General features: G+C 48.5%; 16 protein-coding genes. 5 read left to right on the plus strand and 11 right to left on the minus strand.

Annotated elements, in window-relative coordinates; all coding sequences use genetic code 11:
• Positions 1-99: 99 nt before the first annotated feature.
• The 3 genes from ACSHX2_RS14810 to ACSHX2_RS14820 are packed head-to-tail and all read right to left on the minus strand — an operon-like array spanning position 100 to position 2,208.
• Entirely contained in the window at positions 100-531 is a 432-nt protein-coding gene (locus ACSHX2_RS14810; protein ID WP_435693733.1) for a YchJ family protein, read from the minus strand.
• A gap of 2 nt (positions 532-533) precedes the next feature.
• Positions 534-1,430 (minus strand): hypothetical protein, encoded by an 897-nt coding sequence (locus ACSHX2_RS14815; RefSeq protein WP_435693734.1) that lies wholly within the window; start codon positions 1,428-1,430, stop codon positions 534-536.
• A gap of 31 nt (positions 1,431-1,461) precedes the next feature.
• Positions 1,462-2,208: a VC0807 family protein gene (locus ACSHX2_RS14820; protein WP_435693735.1), complete on the minus strand. Its 747-nt coding sequence runs from the start codon at positions 2,206-2,208 to the stop codon at positions 1,462-1,464.
• Positions 2,209-2,366: 158 nt separating this feature from the next.
• Between ACSHX2_RS14820 and ACSHX2_RS14825 the strand changes: the two genes are divergently transcribed.
• Positions 2,367-3,191, plus strand: coding sequence for an HAD-IIB family hydrolase (locus tag ACSHX2_RS14825; RefSeq protein WP_435693736.1), 825 nt, complete (start codon positions 2,367-2,369; stop codon positions 3,189-3,191).
• 5 nt (positions 3,192-3,196) lie between these two features.
• Positions 3,197-6,178, plus strand: a complete 2,982-nt coding sequence (locus ACSHX2_RS14830) for an alpha-amylase family glycosyl hydrolase (protein WP_435693737.1) — start codon at positions 3,197-3,199, stop codon at positions 6,176-6,178.
• Between the two features lie 48 nt (positions 6,179-6,226).
• Here ACSHX2_RS14830 and ACSHX2_RS14835 read toward each other — a convergent pair whose 3' ends face one another.
• The 6 genes from ACSHX2_RS14835 to ACSHX2_RS14860 all read right to left on the minus strand — a co-directional run bounded on the left by ACSHX2_RS14835 (position 6,227) and on the right by ACSHX2_RS14860 (position 11,403).
• Positions 6,227-7,831, minus strand: a complete 1,605-nt coding sequence (locus tag ACSHX2_RS14835) for a hypothetical protein (RefSeq protein ID WP_435693738.1) — start codon at positions 7,829-7,831, stop codon at positions 6,227-6,229.
• A 133-nt stretch (positions 7,832-7,964) separates the two neighbouring features.
• On the minus strand, positions 7,965-8,930 hold the full coding sequence (gene trpS, locus ACSHX2_RS14840) for a tryptophan--tRNA ligase (protein WP_435693739.1): 966 nt from the start codon (positions 8,928-8,930) through the stop codon (positions 7,965-7,967).
• A 49-nt stretch (positions 8,931-8,979) separates the two neighbouring features.
• Complete coding sequence (locus ACSHX2_RS14845; protein WP_435693740.1) at positions 8,980-9,183, minus strand: hypothetical protein; 204 nt, start codon at positions 9,181-9,183, stop codon at positions 8,980-8,982.
• Positions 9,184-9,267: 84 nt separating this feature from the next.
• Positions 9,268-9,591 carry a hypothetical protein gene (locus tag ACSHX2_RS14850; RefSeq protein ID WP_435693741.1) on the minus strand — a complete coding sequence of 108 codons (324 nt, stop codon included), beginning with the start codon at positions 9,589-9,591 and terminating at the stop codon, positions 9,268-9,270.
• 89 nt (positions 9,592-9,680) lie between these two features.
• Positions 9,681-10,457: a ribonuclease PH gene (rph, locus tag ACSHX2_RS14855; protein ID WP_435693742.1), complete on the minus strand. Its 777-nt coding sequence runs from the start codon at positions 10,455-10,457 to the stop codon at positions 9,681-9,683.
• 76 nt (positions 10,458-10,533) lie between these two features.
• Entirely contained in the window at positions 10,534-11,403 is an 870-nt protein-coding gene (locus ACSHX2_RS14860; protein WP_435693743.1) for a LysR family transcriptional regulator, read from the minus strand.
• Positions 11,404-11,606: 203 nt separating this feature from the next.
• On the opposite strand from ACSHX2_RS14860, the gene lpxK reads away from it, so the two are divergent.
• On the plus strand, positions 11,607-12,818 hold the full coding sequence (lpxK, locus tag ACSHX2_RS14865) for a tetraacyldisaccharide 4'-kinase (protein WP_435693744.1): 1,212 nt from the start codon (positions 11,607-11,609) through the stop codon (positions 12,816-12,818).
• 45 nt (positions 12,819-12,863) lie between these two features.
• Here the strand turns inward: lpxK and ACSHX2_RS14870 are convergent, their stop codons facing one another.
• Both ACSHX2_RS14870 and ACSHX2_RS14875 read right to left on the minus strand, forming a co-directional pair.
• Positions 12,864-13,310 carry a hypothetical protein gene (locus ACSHX2_RS14870; protein ID WP_435693745.1) on the minus strand — a complete coding sequence of 149 codons (447 nt, stop codon included), beginning with the start codon at positions 13,308-13,310 and terminating at the stop codon, positions 12,864-12,866.
• A 12-nt stretch (positions 13,311-13,322) separates the two neighbouring features.
• Complete coding sequence (locus tag ACSHX2_RS14875; protein WP_435693746.1) at positions 13,323-14,615, minus strand: mechanosensitive ion channel family protein; 1,293 nt, start codon at positions 14,613-14,615, stop codon at positions 13,323-13,325.
• A gap of 126 nt (positions 14,616-14,741) precedes the next feature.
• Here ACSHX2_RS14875 and ACSHX2_RS14880 point away from each other — a divergent pair, with 126 nt between their 5' ends.
• Entirely contained in the window at positions 14,742-15,203 is a 462-nt protein-coding gene (locus ACSHX2_RS14880; RefSeq protein WP_435693747.1) for a tRNA (cytidine(34)-2'-O)-methyltransferase, read from the plus strand.
• Between the two features lie 42 nt (positions 15,204-15,245).
• A complete protein-coding gene (locus tag ACSHX2_RS14885; protein WP_435693748.1) occupies positions 15,246-16,094 on the plus strand; it encodes a uracil-DNA glycosylase in 849 nt (282 codons plus the stop codon).
• Positions 16,095-16,537: the final 443 nt, after the last annotated feature.

Below are 16,537 nucleotides of genomic sequence, written 5' to 3' on the forward strand. Positions count from 1 at the left end.
GTTATTCCTCAGTCACGGTGCTCGCACCGCTCCTTCGTCACGCCTTGATTGACCAGGAAATCACTCCAGCATTAGTCACTTTTGAATCGCAGAGTGGTATTAGCCCTTTCCATCGACATATTTCCACATTCCTCTGAGCCGGCGGAAACGTGAATGTTCATACATCTCTTGGAGTTCGCCGTCTTCATGGTACTCGGCAGTGAATTCTACTTTGCCCTTTTTGTCTTCTGGGCCACCTTTACTGCTGCTGAGGATCTTGAGCGAGCGCCACATGATAGTGGGGAGCATAGCGTCTAACTCTTTTCTTAAACTTGGTTCACGAGTGTCCGGGTGCTGGGTGCTGACAAGATAGTCAGGCAGGCGGAAAAAGAAGGCGGAGTAGCGTGAGCGCATGAGCTGCTCAGCAGTCTTTGGTTGGGCTTTCCCCGTGTGGAAATCTCGGCAGCAATCGTTGTAGCTCAGGCCAGTGCCACAGGGGCAGTCGGAGCGTAGGCGTACGCGTAGTGGGCGGTCTTCTTCAGATTCGGACATGATTATTTTTGTTGGGTGAGAATCCAGACAGGCTTGTCTTTGCCAATGATTGATGCGCCCGTGCTGACTTTCCATTTGGAGTCATCTAGGCCATCGATAATTAGATCATTGCTGAGCTTGAGCTTGCGCTCGAGAACCTGTTGTTTCGTTTTATTGAGGAGTTGAAAGAGGTTTGTGCGCTTGAGCTGTGAGTTATGGATTTCAATATCCTGAAAGCCAAGTGGGCTAAAGCCATCTGTGAAAATGTTCCAGCCACCGTTGGTGTTGGATTCGAAAAGTATGCTAATCCATAGTGCTCCTGGGATTTCCCCTGTATCGTCTAGCTGGTAGCTTGCTTGTTTTAGAAAGCTCTCTGGAGAATGTACGATGGAGGCGTCTCCCCAGTACACACCAGAAGTGTCATGTGTCTCCGTAAAGGCTGCAAGTGTGTGTGTGAGGTCGAGCGCTGCATGCCATGGTTCACGGTGGATGCTAGTGCAGGTGATGGTGTAGTGCGCTGAGTGTTTGAGCATTTCTTGCTCGGCGTCTGGCCAGTGGAGAGAGTTGTTAGACGCGTAGCGGATGTCGTCTTTTGGGATCGCTTGATTTTCGTGGGTAGCAACGAAACGCGAGCGACCAATTCTCCATGAGAATGATTGGGTCTTCGGGTTGAGCTTCCACTCGTGGATATCCTGCTCGGAGGCGAGTTCAAACCATTTCACCAGAGCCTTTTTGAGATCCGCTTCTGAGGCCACTTCACCATTGTCGAGACAGAGGAATGCGAATTGTGCTTCAGTGGCTGGACTGAGTGGTTTGAGGCCAGTGGTTGGGATTTCTTGGTTCTGATTTGGTTCCGCAATGAGCGGCTGAAGTAGCAGTGGAAGGGAGAGTAGCAGGCTAAGTTTCTTTATATGTATCATTGGTCAATTAGTCATTGGTCAATGGGGGATATTAGCGAGGAACGAGGAGAGTCTCGCGGTCGAGGCCTGTGAGTTTCTCAAGACCATTGACCATTGTATAGAGAATATAAAATGCAACAATCATCAAAGGAGCTCCAATCACGAGAAAGCCCCAGAAGGTAATGCGGCCGACTTGTTCGTTGTAGACGGTGCGCCAATCTGGATTGCTGGCTTCGAGGTCGTGCAGGAAGTAAAATGAGAGCCCGAGGTTGAGGACTGCACTTACGCAAAAGGATCCGAAGAAAAGCAGGGTGCACTTCCAAATGAGTCCTTCGTATTCAGAAATTTGTTGTTTTTCGGCGACGGATTGCTCGATGCGCTTCACATCAAAGATGGTATCGTTGTAGATAAAAGTGCGGAAAAGAGGGCTGCTAGAGCGGCGGGTGATGATGAAAAGAGAACCGAGGATGAGTGGCTGGATAGCTTCTTTGAGGCCAAAGATTAGCGCGACGTGCGGCTTCGCTTCTGGGCTTTTCCAAAGAAAAATTGTGATGAGTCCAGTGAGTAAAATGGCTCCAAGTCCGACACAGGAGAAGATATTGAACTTTTTATGTTTAGCCCAGTGCCAGATTCCGTAGCCGAGGGGTAGCGCGAGAGCGACAACCATGGCTAATGAGGGGCCAAGCTGGTAGACAGCTTCGCCTTCTTTACTTAGCTTGCTTAGAATAATGGTGGGGAGCAGCACGTTGACGATGATGTTGATCAACGGGTTTTCTTCTTTGGCGGCAGCTTGGCTCATGGGCTTGGTTTATCAGTCAATGGGCGTTGGTCAACGCGATTTAATATGGCAGATATTTCATGAATGAATTCTTGCCGCCGTTAGGTTTTATGGGAAGGTGGTATGGTAGCTGCTTAAGTAATCTTGAGTGGCTGATTATTTCACTCATAAACTCTCTCATGACCCAAAAGACGACGCGTAAAATTTTAGTAGTAACAGACTTGGATAGCTCATTGCTAGACGAGGATTATGGCTATGCTGGCGCTATGGCTGCATTAGGTGAGTTGCGGGAGCATGGTATTCCTTTGGTCCTGAACTCTAGTAAAACCTACGCGGAGCTGCGTCATCTGGCTCAAGAGTTAGAGCAATGTTATGCGGTGGTTGCGGAAAATGGAGGGCTAGTGGCGGTGCATCGCGAGAGCGTGATCGCGCCAGTGGGAGAGGCTGACGCATTTGGTTACATTGCTCAGCCTGCTGGGATGTCGCGTAAGGAAATTTTAAGATATGCTCATGCGCTCCGTGAGAGTGAGGGGTATGACTTTGAAGGGTTTTCTGATTGGACCGTCGAGCAAGTGATTGAGCACACTGGTTTAAGTGTCGCCTCCGCTGAGCTTTCGATGGAGCGTGGTACTACGGAGCCGATCCTGTGGCATGGCTCTGAGGAAGAGTGGGGTAGATTCATTTCAGCAATGCAATCGCACGGAGTGAAGGCACTTCGCGGTGGGCGCTTTATCCATCTCATGGGACCAGTAGATAAGGTACAGGGGATGCAGAAAATTACTGAGCTTTATCAGCAAGCGGAACCTCATACCGAGTGGACCGTGGTAGCTGTGGGAGATAGTGCCAACGATAAAGCTATGCTCGAAGCCGCTGATATAGCGGTAGTAATTCCGCATGCGGATGGACCTCGAGTAGATCCAAGTAATTCTCACCGTATTGACGCGGTGCATCCAGGCTCCAAGGGTTGGGGCGAAGCAGTTTCTAAAATCATTAAAAATTTCTAAATATTATGGGCGACTTTCACCAACACGGCATCATCACGACTCTTCACCAGCTTAATAACCGACCGCTTGAGGAGCTGGAGAGCGAGTTAGTACAATTTTCTAAGAAGAAACCTATGGCACTGGTGTTGCCCTCGCTTTTTTCTGAACTAGAAGGTCCTGCGCTTTCAAATATTATCGATGAAATCGCTCAGGTTCCTTACCTTGATCAAATCATTATTGGTTTAGATCAGGCGACTGAAGAGCAGTATCGATACGCGCTGGATTTTTTCAGCCGCCTTCCACAGCAACCCAAAGTGCTCTGGAACGATGGTCCACGCTTACGTAAGCTCGATGCCTTACTCCAAGAAAAGGGTCTAGCTCCCGAGGAACCAGGGAAGGGCCGCAATGTGTGGTACATGTTTGGTTATGTTCTAGCTTCTGAGAAGGCTGAGGCTGTAGCGCTGCACGATTGTGATATCACCACCTACTCACGAGACATGCTGGCGCGTCTCATTTACCCAGTGGCGAATCCTTCCTTTAGTTATAAATTCTGTAAAGGGTACTACGCACGTGTGGCGAATAACGCGATGAATGGCCGCGTTTGCCGCCTGTTAGTGACCCCACTTTTACGCGCTCTCAAGAAGGTTTGCGGAGCGAATGATTATCTGAACTACCTTGATAGTTTCCGCTACCCTCTCGCTGGTGAATTTTCGCTCGCTAGAGATGTGATTGAAGATATCCGGATTCCATCTGATTGGGGGCTAGAGATGGGCACACTTTCTGAAATGCACCGTAACTATGCGACGAATCAGATATGCCAGGTCGATATTGCGGACATCTATGATCACAAGCATCAGGATCTTTCCTTAGAGGATAAGACGCGTGGTCTTTCTAAGATGAGTAGTGACATTGCGAAGTCACTTTACCGTAAAATGGCGACCCAGGGTGAGGTGTTTTCACCCGAGCGCCTTCGTACGATTAAGGCTACATACTATCGTATCGCTCTCGACATGGTGGATAGCTACCACAACGATGCTGTGATGAATGGTCTCACGTATGACCGCCATACTGAGGGACTCGCAGTTGAGACTTTTGCTGAAAATGTGATGCAGGCTGGACATGAATTCCTAGACCCTAAGAAGTCGATGGAGACTCCATTTATGCCGAGCTGGAACCGCGTGCAATCAGCATTTCCAGATATCATGGATCAGCTGTTAGAAGCGGTTGACGAAGACATGAAAGAGTTCGGAGGAAAGGCGTACGACCAAGAAAATCACCCAAGAGTACAGCAAGTGCGTCTCCGGGTAGAGCAGCACGTGCAGATGGTCTACGGCGAGGATAATGCTTCAGAAATTACTGAAGATATTATGCGTGAGGGTGGACTTGCCGAGGCTGCTGTAGAGGTGCATAACGTGGCAGATAAATGGAATGAGAATGATGTCTATACCATCACGTATGCGGACTCTATTAAGAAAGAAGGCGAGGTGCCTCTGCGGACTTTACAGAATTTCCTGCGTGCTCAGTTACGCGGTGTGACGAGTGGAGTGCATATTTTGCCGTTTTGTCCTTTTACCTCAGACCATGGTTTTTCAGTAGTGGATTACCACGAGGTGAAGCCTGAGTTTGGTTCATGGAAGGACATTAAAGAGATAAGTAATGACTTTAACGTCATGGCAGATCTGGTTATCAATCATTGCTCTAGCGAGTCTGAATGGTTTAAGAATTTCAAAAAAGGTGAGGATCCTGGATCTGACTATTTTGTGCTAGGTGAGGATTATGAAGATGTTTCTCAAGTTGTTAGGCCACGTCCTCATCCACTACTAACACCGGTTGAGACGGTGAATGGAGTGAAAGAGGTTTGGTGTACTTTCAGTGCAGACCAAGTGGATCTCAACTTCCGCAATCCGAAGGTACTTATCGAATTCATTCGTGTGATTCGTCGCTATCTAGCAGAGGGGATTAAAATCTTCCGTTTAGATGCTATTGCATTTCTCTGGAAGGAATCTGGAACAACCTGCGTGCATCTGGATCAGACGCATGAAATCATCAAACTGCTACGACTCGTGCTAGAAACGCTTGAGCCTGAAGCTGTGATTATCACCGAGACCAATGTGCCAAACAAAGAGAACCTCTCGTACTTCGGTAACGATAATGAGGCGCATATGATCTATAACTTCTCATTGCCTCCGCTTCTCGTGAACACGATGTTGAGCGGTGACTGTACACACCTAAAGACATGGATGATGTCCATGCCTCCTGCTCGACGTGGACGCTCGTATTTCAACTTCCTCGCATCACACGATGGTATTGGCTTACGTCCAGCTGAGGGCTTACTCTCCGATGATGAGCTAATGGGGCTCACAGACACCTTATGCACATTTGGTGGAGAAATTTCCATGCGCAAGATGCCAGATGGTCAGCTGAAACCTTACGAGGCGAATATATCTCTCTTTAGTGCCTTGGCAGGTAAGATTGGTGGCGTGAAGGATGATTGGCAGGTGGGCCGCTATCTCTGCGCGCATACTATTATGTTAGCCCTAGAGGGTGTGCCAGCCTTCTATATTCATAGCTTATTAGGTACTGAGAATGATAAGCAAGGTGTGGCCGAAAGCGGTGAGCTCCGTGCGATCAACCGCCACAAATGGGATGCAGAAGATTTAGAAGAAAAGCTGGGAAATCCGAGTTTACACCACGGCAAGGTATTTGGTTCCTTGAAGAAATTGATCAAGATTCGTCGCAAGCAACCTGCATTCCATCCGAATGCAACTCAGTACACCTTACACTTTGGCAAAAAGGTTTTCGCCTTCTGGCGTGCTAGCTTGAATCGGGATCAGTCGATCTTCGCTCTACACAATATTTCGGACGAGAAACAATCGATTCCAATAGTAGAGCTTAACTTGGTGGCTACAGAAAGCTGGTATGATCTGTTAACTGGTGAGGCGATTACCGAAGGGATGCAGACTATCGAGCTGGAACCTTATACCTGTGCATGGATTACGAACTTGTAGGCCTCACAGGAGCCCCTTGATAGTTTGAGGTGATTACGTTTTAGAGATTCAGTTGAGGTAGCGCTTCAGCTGAATCTCTAACCTTACCCACTCAGAGCCCTCTGGGAGTTTGGCTGTGAGTATGCCAGTTGCTTGATTAAGCTCGAATGTGTACTCTCCAATTTTTAGATGGAGTTCATCCACGATTTCCCATTTTCCTGAGAGTGGCCATTTAACGCTCCCTGATTTATCTGATTTATCAATGATGATTTCCGCCCCGTTATAGAATCTAATGTTTGCGGTTTCTTCCACTTTCTTGCCGATCAATTTGGCCTGTAAGCTCTGCAAGTTCAGACCCTGTGGCGTGAGCTGGGTGAAGACGGGTTCAGTGATGAGTTGTTTCAGGCGTTGTTTATATGGGAGGAAGAAACGATCATTTTCGAAGTGGCTAAATGCGTGGGTTCCGAGGGAGTCGACCATGTGTTGTTCGAATGATGGTCTGAGCACATCGGCGCGGCCGACCATGACTCGCACTGCTTTTTCGGGTTCGGGAGTGAGAGTGAGGGGGAGTATTTTTTCTAACTCATCGTTGGGAACTACCCAGAAGACTCGGAGTCCAGGTTTGTTGAAGTAAGATTTCCACCAAGTGCGTACCATGCCATTGGCTTCATCGGTAGTGAGACCTTGAGCTACTAGCCCTGCACGCATGGCTTGGTAGACCTCGACTTGCTGGTTTTTCGGAGTGATCCAGTCGTTTTCGGTAACGCTGACTTCAGTGTGACCTGATATATTATAGAGGTTTTTGTAACGGAACTTGCCGGCGATGTTTTCAAATGCGAGAGCGAAGGAAATTTTTTCTTCACTATTGTTAGAAATTGTTAGTGTTTCATTTTCGTCGACTGAGAATTCAGCAGGCAGATCAAAATTTCCTAGGCCTCTGTAAAATAAATAGTCTTCATATTCGTCTTCTACTTTGAGCATGTTGGCATCTGGGACGCGCGGGTAGATCCAAGTGTAATTTTCATAGGGTTTGAATGTGTGAGCGATATCGGCCTGATCTTTGGGGAGGATTTCTACGTCCCATTCAATGAAGCCTTTGTATGGTTTGGCGAAATCGATGACCTTATTGAAGTCGACGGGGATTTTTTCCCCGTTAAGAAAATTTGTAAATTGACCGGTAGGTTTGAGACCCTCGAGTGAAATTGCATTTGGGGTGTCACCGTCTTTACGCTTTGGGTACCACTCGCTAATGGTGCCGCCGTTGAAGCCCACATGCACATGAACGTTAGGAGTATCATCTCCATAGAAATAGATCACGGGTGTTTCCATTTTGACGGTTACGTTGCGTAGATTGTTCGGAAGCATACCTTTGGCGAAAAGTGGAGTGACAGTGTTGTTCTCGCCAAGGCTGATGGCAATCTGATCGGAAGATTGTAATACGGAAGAGGGGGGAGCTTGGTTCATGTACGAGTAATTATACGGTAACATGAATCGGTTACTCTGCATTCCAACATGCGAGTGGACAAAAGGTGGGAGGTGCTCTTCTTCGATATGAAGCCCTGCGAGTAATTTTCCATCTGAGCCAGAGACTGTGGTGAATGTCCCCCACTCGTGCATCTCGTAAGCTGTGAGAAGTGGGCTTATTAAAAGTGAAAGGAGAAGGGGTGTTTTCATCCCCTCATCATATGGGCGTGTGTTCTAAGTATTCAATGCTGGAGGCCTCGCTTTACAGAGAATTTACAAAGAGGGCACGAAAAACCCGAGGGAGACCTCGGGTTTAAAAGTCGGGGTGATATACGGAATTTACTTAGCGTAGGCCGACGGCTTTACGGACGCGGTCTAGTACTTTGGTGGACTCTGCGCGTGCTTTTGCGGCGCCTGCTGCGATGACGCTATTGACGTAATCGAGGTTATTCTCGAGTTCTTCGCGCTTGGCTCTGACTTCCGTGAAGTGTTCCCAGTAGGCATCGAAGAGTTGCTGCTTGAAGTGGCCATAGCCTAGGCCGCCAGCTTCATGCTCCGCGATCATTTGGTTCACAGCCGCTTCATCAGCGAAGAGCTTGTAGAGAGCGATGACGTTAGAGCCTTCTGTTGGCTTCGGGTCCTCTACTGGAGTGGAGTCTGTGAGGACGCGCATGATAGTCTTACGGACGGCTTTCTTACCGCCGGTGAGTGGGATGGTGTTGTCGTAAGACTTAGACATTTTCTGACCGTCAGTTCCAGGGACCACTGCTGTGTCTTCCCGGATCTGGGCTTCTGGCACTGTGAGTGTGCCTTCGCCGAATTTATCGTTGATCTTATGAGCGAGGTCACGCGTGACTTCAATGTGCTGTTTCTGGTCTTTTCCTACGGGCACTAGATTTGCGTCATAGAGTAAAATGTCAGCAGCCATCAGAGCTGGGTAGGCGAAGAGCGCGTGGTTAGCTGAGATGCCTTTCGCTACCTTGTCCTTATAGGAGGTGCAGCGTTCTAGTAGACCCATAGGGCAAACGGTGGAGAGAATCCAAGCGAGTTCATTGACTTCAGGGATGTCGCTTTGGCGGAAAATGGTCGCTTTCTCTGGATCGAGTCCACAGGCTAGGAAGTCGATGGCAAGGTTCTGGATGTTTTCGCGCAGAGTCTGAGCATCCGTCATGGATGTCATAGCGTGGTAGTCTGCTAGAAAGTAGAAGGCTTCACCTTGGTCTTGGAGTTGGACCGCTGGTTGCATGGCGCCAAAGTAGTTGCCGATGTGAAGCTTACCACTTGGTTGGAGTCCTGTGAGAATGCGCATAGAATGTGTAAGGAAAAAGTGAGAAAGAAAAAAGAGTCAGTCTGATCTACTATGGCTGAGGGATTGTAGTTTGAGGAACAGTGGATTGCTGAGAGTTCTGAGCACGTTGTTGACCGTTCCAAGTGTTGCCATATGCTTTATTTTCGACACCCTGCCCGAGGCTCTTGAAGTCGCGCCCTACACCAACGAATGTATTGCAGGAGCTGAGCCCGATGAATGTGAGTGCTGCTGTGCTAAGAAAAAGAGCTTTCATGGCGCAAAGCATGGGGTTGCTTTAGTGAAATTGCAACTGTGGAGAGGAGTCTAACACGGGGATTTTCCATCTACTTCTAGGTGGTTAACGGTGATTACGATCATATCCTCTGTGATCATCATAGCGCACATACTGGCCACGCTGTTGTGGTGGGGCGTAGTATGTTTGTCTCTGATGACCTCCTTGATGGTTTTCACGATGTTGTGGTTTTTGTTGTTTCTGATGACGGTAGTGGTCGTCATTGTTATTATTAGCGATGGCTGCACCTACGAGGCCTGCGCCAATGATTCCGACAGCGGCAAGTCCTGGATCTACTGATTGGACTGGGCGACCCTGTGCATCATAGGTGGTCATGCAGCTCTGCAATGCAAAGCAGCTAGTAGCGAGAAGGATAAATATAGGTTTCATAACTTACTGAATTTGTGGTTCAGCAGTTTTGACGAGACCTCCTCGTGTTCTATTCAAAAAGAATAGAGATTTTTTATAGGAGGTCTTTACTAACCAAATGCGGCAGCGAGGTCATTGAGCGCATCACCGTCCGGTTTGTCTGCAGCTGCGATAGCTTCTTTCTGCAGTCTGACGATTTCTGTGACCCCATTTTTCGACAGTGCTAACATCTCAGTCATTTGCTCAGATGAGAAGGTAGCTTCTTCACCAGATCCTTGGATTTCGACGAAGTTGAGATCTTCGGTCATGACTACATTGAAGTCGACGCTGGCGTCTCTGTCTTCTGGGTAGTTGAGGTCGAGTATTGCAGTCTCTTTATAGATTCCTGCGGAAATACCAGCGACGAGCTGCTTAAGTGGAGACTTTTTCAGCTTCCCACCAGCAATGAGTTTGTTGATAGCGATAGCTACGGCGACACAGCCACCAGTGATAGAAGCTGTGCGAGTGCCTCCATCAGCTTGAAGAACATCGCAGTCGATCCAGAGTGTGCGCTGGCCGAGAGCTTTAAGGTCTACCACGGCGCGGAGAGAGCGACCGATGAGACGCTGGATCTCGGAAGAGCGGCCATCAATTTTCCCACGGGTGATATCACGCTGTTTACGCTCGAGCGTGGAGTAAGGGAGCATGTTGTACTCAGCAGTGAGCCAGCCGCCTTTTACCTTCTGGTATCTCATCCAGCGCGGGATGTCTTCTTCTACAGTACAGGCACAGATAACGCGGGTATTACCAAAAGAAACAAGGACAGAGCCAGTAGCGTGCGGGGCTACGTTAGGAAGGAAAGAAATAGGACGGAGGGCGTCTACGCTACGGCTGTCTGGACGATTCATGGGGTTAGGTTTAGTGGAGAATTTTAGAGATGCAAGAGCACAAAGAATGCGAAGTGTAAAATTTTCCAGTGGGATATTACTTCACCAGTGGGAGCTGGCTGGTGAGGGTGTCTATGAATGCTTGAGTGGCGGGGTTGGGGTGGACTTGTGGGCGGGTAATGACTTGGACGAGGCGCTGCGCATTTGGTAGCTCGCTGATCTCGATAGCTGAGTCGGAAGGGTTCGGTACAGCCATGCTAGGAATGACGGCGCTGCCAAGTCCTGCTTTCACCAGGGATAGTAGGGTCGCGATTTGGTCACAACTAATATTATGGTCGATCGCTTGGTTGCAGACGGTGATGGCTTGGTCACGCAGGCAGTGTCCTTCTTTTAGTCCGATCATGGGGAGTTTCCCATCAGGTGTGGCTACTTCGACAGGGGTGGCGAGATAGAGCTTTTCTTTGAACAGAGGGTATTCATCGAGGTGTTGGGAAATACTGCTAGGAATGGTGCTCAGATCACTGGTGATAGCGAGGTCGATGTGGCCTTGGTGGACTTTTTTCGCAAGGTTACTGGTGGTGTCTTCGTGGATGTCGAGCTGAATGCCAGGGTAGGAAGTGATGAAATGGGGGAGGATGGCACGGGTGAGGTAGGGTGCGATGGTGGGTATAATACCAAAGGAAAGTTTACCTTCTTTGAGCGACTCAGTTTCGCGGCATTCGGCTTCGATCGCACTAGCTTGCTGGAGGATGATGCGCGCACGGATAAGCAGCTTTTCCCCCATGGGTGTGAGTGTGAGCGGGCGGGTGTCTCGGTTGATAAGAGGAAGTCCGACAGACTGCTCAAGCGCTTTTACTTGCTGAGAGAGTGCGGACTGGGTGATGCCGATACGCTCTGCAGCTTTAGTGAAATGACGGAGTTCGGAGAGGGCGTCGAGAGCTTGGAGTTGAGTAGTAGTTAGATGCATGAAATGGCCTAGAATTCAGTGATAAGTATGTCTAATAAATGTGGTTATAGCAATGGCGTTTTCTACTTTAAACTGTGGTCTATAGTGAAGCTGTAACCAGTTGGGTCGGGGAGGCCCAGCTGGCTTAATTTTTGTTATTAATATGGCTTACAAATGATGCTTGTGGAGCAGCATGGTATGAGAGATGGTAGTGGCGCCGACCGATGAATAAGGAGACACTAGAAGACCTGGAACAGTGGGGTGAAGACGTTATTTTTGGACGTGCGAAAGGGTTTCGTGCGGCTTTGATGCGTTGTGTCCTTCGTTGGTTTTCCTGGCTCTACAGAGCTGGTGTGTTGCTCCGATTGCGGATGTTTCGCATGGGGTTCAAAGAGCAAGCCTATTTGGGCACTACGGTGATCAGCATCGGCAATATTACCGTGGGAGGTACGGGTAAAACCCCCGTGGTGGAGCTTTTTTCAAAGACCTTGCGCGATCGCGGGCGCAAGGTGGCGATACTGAGCCGTGGCTATAAATCCAAGAAACTCGACGAACCTCAGAAGTGGCAACGGCGAGCGACGGGTGAGCTAGTGAGTGAGGAAGAAATGCCAAAGGTAGTGAGCGCGGGTAAGGGGCTAGAGCTAGATGTGAAGTACGCGGGGGACGAACCCTACATGCTGGCTAAAAATCTCGATGAAGTGGCAGTGGTGGTGGACAAGGATCGGGTGAAGGGAGGCAAGTTCGCGATCGAGGAGTTAGAGTCCGATATACTTTTGTTAGATGATGGAATGCAATTTCTTAAGATTGCCCACACTATCGATGTTGTGCTTGTCGATTCCAATGCTCCTTTCGGTACTGGATCCATTTTGCCAAGAGGAACACTCCGTGAACCTCCTAAAAACCTCTGCCGTGCTGATTACATTTTTATCACTAAGTGCTACCACGCAGGAAATACTGAACTCATAAAAACGATCAGGAAGCACAATCAAGTTGCCGAGATTATCGAATGCACCCATGGTCCGAAACATCTCGAAAATGTGTTTACGGGGGAGACCCTTCCTCTTGAGTTTCTTGATGGAAAGTTCGTGGCTGCCATCAGCGGAATCGCAGTGCCAGAGAGTTTTGAAGAGAAGCTCACGGACCTTGGTGCCAATGTGCTTTTCCACCGTACCTATGCGGATCATCACTCGTTTTCACAGAAAGATGTGGATCGTTTTATGCGTCGCTGTGTCCGTCGAGACGCAGACATTATTGTGACTACGGAGAAGGATGCTGTGCGTTTTCCTAAGCCAGAAGAAATGGACGTGGAAGTCTACTTCTTACGGATTGAGGTGGATATCCTCAGTGGGGTGGAAGTGTGGGAGAATTTGGTAGACCGTGTCTGTATGCCGAAAAAGCCAGTTGATCCGCTGTTGCTTTATGAGAAGGCAATTTAGGGTAAATCAAATCCACTCCGAATCTAACGAGATATGAGCGCTCTATTAATACTCTCGCATTTCTAAGAGTGCTTTAGGAGTTCCATAGATTTCGGGCCATATGATGTAGAATGCATCTGAATGGCCGAAGCTAGACTCGACGATGACCCAGCCCTGAGTGGTGCGAATCCATAGACATGCTGTGTCTGAGTTTCCGAATGGTGGATGAGGAATTATTTCCCCCGATTTGTCGACAGTCTCTCCTATAAATACAGCCCAATTGCGAAAGGCCTTGAGGCTTCCTTTGAATTTCGTTGCTGAATCAGTCTCTTTTCTGAGCATGCTAAAAAGCTTTTTTCTGAGATCAGATCCTACCGGTAATTCTGTCGGTTTGGTGTATGGAGGTTGGTATAGTTCTGCCCACTGATCGCTTGAAGTAGTGATATATGGCTCTGCTGAAATCGAGCTAAACAAGCAGATGGAGCTGGCGATGATGAAGGTATGGAGTTTCATGTTTGAAGTGGGTTAAGACTCTTCGATCTTGGGCTTGCCAGTTAGGATCTGTGAGAACTTGAAGGGTTCAGGCTTGTAGTCCTTTTCTATGTACTCTTCAGGGATAGTTATGTGGTTAGCATCGCGTACACCTGTGAATGTTGGGGACATAATTTCTATTCCGGCTTCGTTGAACTTATCCTGGATGGCTTGGTGCATTTGCGAATAGATCAGCGGTGTCTTGCGCGGGTGGCGGCTGAATACATTGAGTTCGTACTCTACGCTGAAATCCCCAAGAGCTTTTTGAAGGACGAATGCGGGCTTAGTTTCTTCAAGATATTCTATCTCGCTAACTGCCGATAAGAGGAGGTCGTGGACTTTACGCCATGGAACATCATAGCCGATAGTGATTGTACTATGGAGTACGATGCCGCTGGCTTTAGCGTGGGTGCTGTAGTTCACGATGTGGTTACTCATCACCATGGTGTTAGGGATGGAAATAACGACATTCTTAGGAGTGCGAATACGGGTGACTAGAAGTGACTTTTCGACAATGTCGCCGGTGGTTTCGGCTATTCTCACTCGATCTCCAGTCTGGAAGGCGCGCATGTAGGTGATGGCGATTCCTGAGATGATGTTAGTGATAGCTGAGGTAGAGCCGAGTGATACGAGTACACCGATGAAAATGGAGAGGCCTTGAAGTGCTGGAGATTGTGCGCCAGGGAGGTAGGGGAAGACTATCACGAAGGCGAAGACCATGACCATGAGCCTTACTAGTACAAATGTCGGGCGCGCCCATTCTTGATAGAAGCCGTCTAACTGAATACGACCACGGTCAATACCATCAAAAACAAGTTTGATGATTTTTATGACGAAGTGAGTGATGAATGCTACCGAGAGAATTAAGACGAGGCTTGGTATGAAGTCGATGAAGTCAGACTGGAGCTCAAGATATTTTGTGCTGAGATAGTCCCAAACAATTTCAGGGATGTGGCGTGTGTTTTCCCACTGGGTGAGTACGATTACTGCAAAAGTGGCGAAAAGTAGGATGTTTACTAGTCTTCTGATGAAGGCTGTAAGGGTGGCAGAGAGTTTACTGATTTCTTCACCATTTAAGAGCTCTTGCTGCTGGAGCTTTACGGAGCGGATCTGGCGCTTAAAGACGCGGCCATTTTCTGTGCCTATCCAGAGAAAGAGTTTTCTTACGATCCACCAGGAAATGACGAGAATAGCGAATGATGTCAGTACGACAAAGACACGCTGGATCAACCTGGCGCCTTCGGAATGGCCAAAGAATTCGCCAATAGCATTAAAGAAATCTGACATTGCGTGAGATTAGTCCTAGGAGGAGATTATTGTAAAGCATGCAAAGAGGGAGTGACGCTCGTTTCTAACGATGAATGTTAGAAAGCTCTGCTTGTCCCAAGACGTGTGGCGATTTATGTCATAGGCATGTTTAACATCGTGATGGTTCATCCAGAGATTCCACATAATACAGGAGCGGCTGGTCGTTTGGCCCTTGCTACAGGAGCGAGACTACATTTGGTGAAGCCGTTGGGGTTCTTGATAGATGAGAAGACGGTGAAGCGGGCTGGATTAGACTATTGGAAGGATGTGGATTTAGTGATCTGGGAGAGTTGGGAGGAATTTTACCGATCAGTGACTGATAAAAAGCGGATGTTTCTGTTAACGACCAAGGCGACGAAAGCGCATTGGGAGGTTGAGTTTCAGGAGGATGACTATTTGCTCTTTGGTCGCGAGACTCGGGGGCTGGCTGAAGACTTGATCGAGCATCATCATGACACTGCTATCAAGATCCCGATGGTTGAGGGCGGTACCCGTAGTTTAAATCTAGCAACTGCGGTGGCGATTGTGCTCTACGAAGGGGTGCGGCAAGTGAGTGTGAGTGATTAGTCCAGCCTTGACGGATGGATGCGCGATGGCGACTCTTTCGGCATGTCCGCGATAGCCGAGCCCCTCATTGATTACCTGCGCCAGTTGGAGCGTCAGGGGCAAACGCATGTGCATCTGGATGAGCGTGCTCGCTTGATCTTGAGAGAGTTTTATATGCGAGCGAAAGGGAATGTGGCGAAGCCCGCTCCCGTCAAAGCGGCTCCAGCGTCAGTGCTGCGTGAAGAGTCTCCGATTCCAGTCGCAACGGTGAAGAAGGAACAGCCAGTTCCAGTCGTAACTATGAGTAGGTCACTGGAGGGGATTCATGCGCAAATGTCCGTAGACCCAGTGTTTAAGACTCTTGGTAGCTTACGCGAGAAGTTAGTTCTTTCTGAGGGAGATACGTCTGCGGATATTATGCTTATAGGAGAGGCTCCGAGTTACCATGACGAGTCAAAAGGTGCGCCATTTTCAGGTCCTGCAGGGAAAAAGATGGAAGCTATTCTTAAGGCCATGGGCATTGCTCGGAATGAGGTGTATATGACAAACTTGGTGAAGTATCGACCATCGATGCCGAATCAAACGACGAACACACGTAAGCCTAATGCCGCTGAGATCAATGCTTCGATGCGCTATTTGATGGCTGAAGTGAATGCTGTGAAGCCGAAGGTAATCATCGTGCTAGGCGCGATAGCCGCTAAGTCGCTCATAGGCCCCGATGTTCCAGTGGGAGATATTTTAGGAAAGTTCCACAAGGTGGCTGGAGTTCCCGTGCGTGCTACATACCATCCTAGCTATTTATTAGCTGAGGGGGTGACGGATCAGAAAAAAGAAGTCTGGAGCGATATGCTCGAGGTGATGGAGTTGTTGGAAATGCCCATCAGCGAGAAGCAGCGCGGGTATTTCAAGTAGATTGGAGAAGGGGTTTTTTGCCGCGAAAGGCGCGAAATTTTCGAAAGGGTTTTTGTAGTGTTTGACTCAAACGGTAGGTTCGCTAGTTGGAAATCAGCTTCAGCGGTGGTCTGATGATCTTGGCTTTTGGCCAAGTGTGCGATGGAACACATTTATCCTACGGTTTACACTACGTGCTACACTGTAGGCTGGTATGGGATTCGGCGTTGCCGAATATTGAGGAGCTTTGGGGCTGGGTTGACCAGCGGTGTAGCCCCTTATTGAGGGGCAGCCCTTTTAGCTTGAATAGACTGAGGCCTATGTATTTTCAGGTGTTCTCAAGTTTCCGACAATTTTGCGTCTTTCGTGGTAATACCACTCTGCGATTGGTTCTGTCGGGCTTCAGTCTGCTGAAAGCTAATTTTTGTTTTCATAGGGCTTTGAGAATGACTTTTCACTCACCT

The sequence above is a fragment of the Rubritalea sp. genome (assembly GCF_051252225.1).
Taxonomy (GTDB): Bacteria; Verrucomicrobiota; Verrucomicrobiia; order Verrucomicrobiales; family Akkermansiaceae; genus Rubritalea.

Bases quoted from the DNA above. Each gene is read 5' to 3' on its own strand.
- ACSHX2_RS14810 (WP_435693733.1), bottom strand. From the start codon at position 531: ATGTCCGAATCTGAAGAAGACCGCCCACTACGCGTACGCCTACGCTCC.
- ACSHX2_RS14815 (WP_435693734.1), bottom strand. From the start codon at position 1,430: ATGATACATATAAAGAAACTTAGCCTGCTACTCTCCCTTCCACTGCTA.
- ACSHX2_RS14820 (WP_435693735.1), bottom strand. From the start codon at position 2,208: ATGAGCCAAGCTGCCGCCAAAGAAGAAAACCCGTTGATCAACATCATC.
- ACSHX2_RS14825 (WP_435693736.1), top strand. From the start codon at position 2,367: ATGACCCAAAAGACGACGCGTAAAATTTTAGTAGTAACAGACTTGGAT.
- ACSHX2_RS14830 (WP_435693737.1), top strand. From the start codon at position 3,197: ATGGGCGACTTTCACCAACACGGCATCATCACGACTCTTCACCAGCTT.
- ACSHX2_RS14835 (WP_435693738.1), bottom strand. From the start codon at position 7,831: ATGAAAACACCCCTTCTCCTTTCACTTTTAATAAGCCCACTTCTCACA.
- trpS (WP_435693739.1), bottom strand. From the start codon at position 8,930: ATGCGCATTCTCACAGGACTCCAACCAAGTGGTAAGCTTCACATCGGC.
- ACSHX2_RS14845 (WP_435693740.1), bottom strand. From the start codon at position 9,183: ATGAAAGCTCTTTTTCTTAGCACAGCAGCACTCACATTCATCGGGCTC.
- ACSHX2_RS14850 (WP_435693741.1), bottom strand. From the start codon at position 9,591: ATGAAACCTATATTTATCCTTCTCGCTACTAGCTGCTTTGCATTGCAG.
- rph (WP_435693742.1), bottom strand. From the start codon at position 10,457: ATGAATCGTCCAGACAGCCGTAGCGTAGACGCCCTCCGTCCTATTTCT.
- ACSHX2_RS14860 (WP_435693743.1), bottom strand. From the start codon at position 11,403: ATGCATCTAACTACTACTCAACTCCAAGCTCTCGACGCCCTCTCCGAA.
- lpxK (WP_435693744.1), top strand. From the start codon at position 11,607: ATGAATAAGGAGACACTAGAAGACCTGGAACAGTGGGGTGAAGACGTT.
- ACSHX2_RS14870 (WP_435693745.1), bottom strand. From the start codon at position 13,310: ATGAAACTCCATACCTTCATCATCGCCAGCTCCATCTGCTTGTTTAGC.
- ACSHX2_RS14875 (WP_435693746.1), bottom strand. From the start codon at position 14,615: ATGTCAGATTTCTTTAATGCTATTGGCGAATTCTTTGGCCATTCCGAA.
- ACSHX2_RS14880 (WP_435693747.1), top strand. From the start codon at position 14,742: ATGTTTAACATCGTGATGGTTCATCCAGAGATTCCACATAATACAGGA.
- ACSHX2_RS14885 (WP_435693748.1), top strand. From the start codon at position 15,246: ATGTCCGCGATAGCCGAGCCCCTCATTGATTACCTGCGCCAGTTGGAG.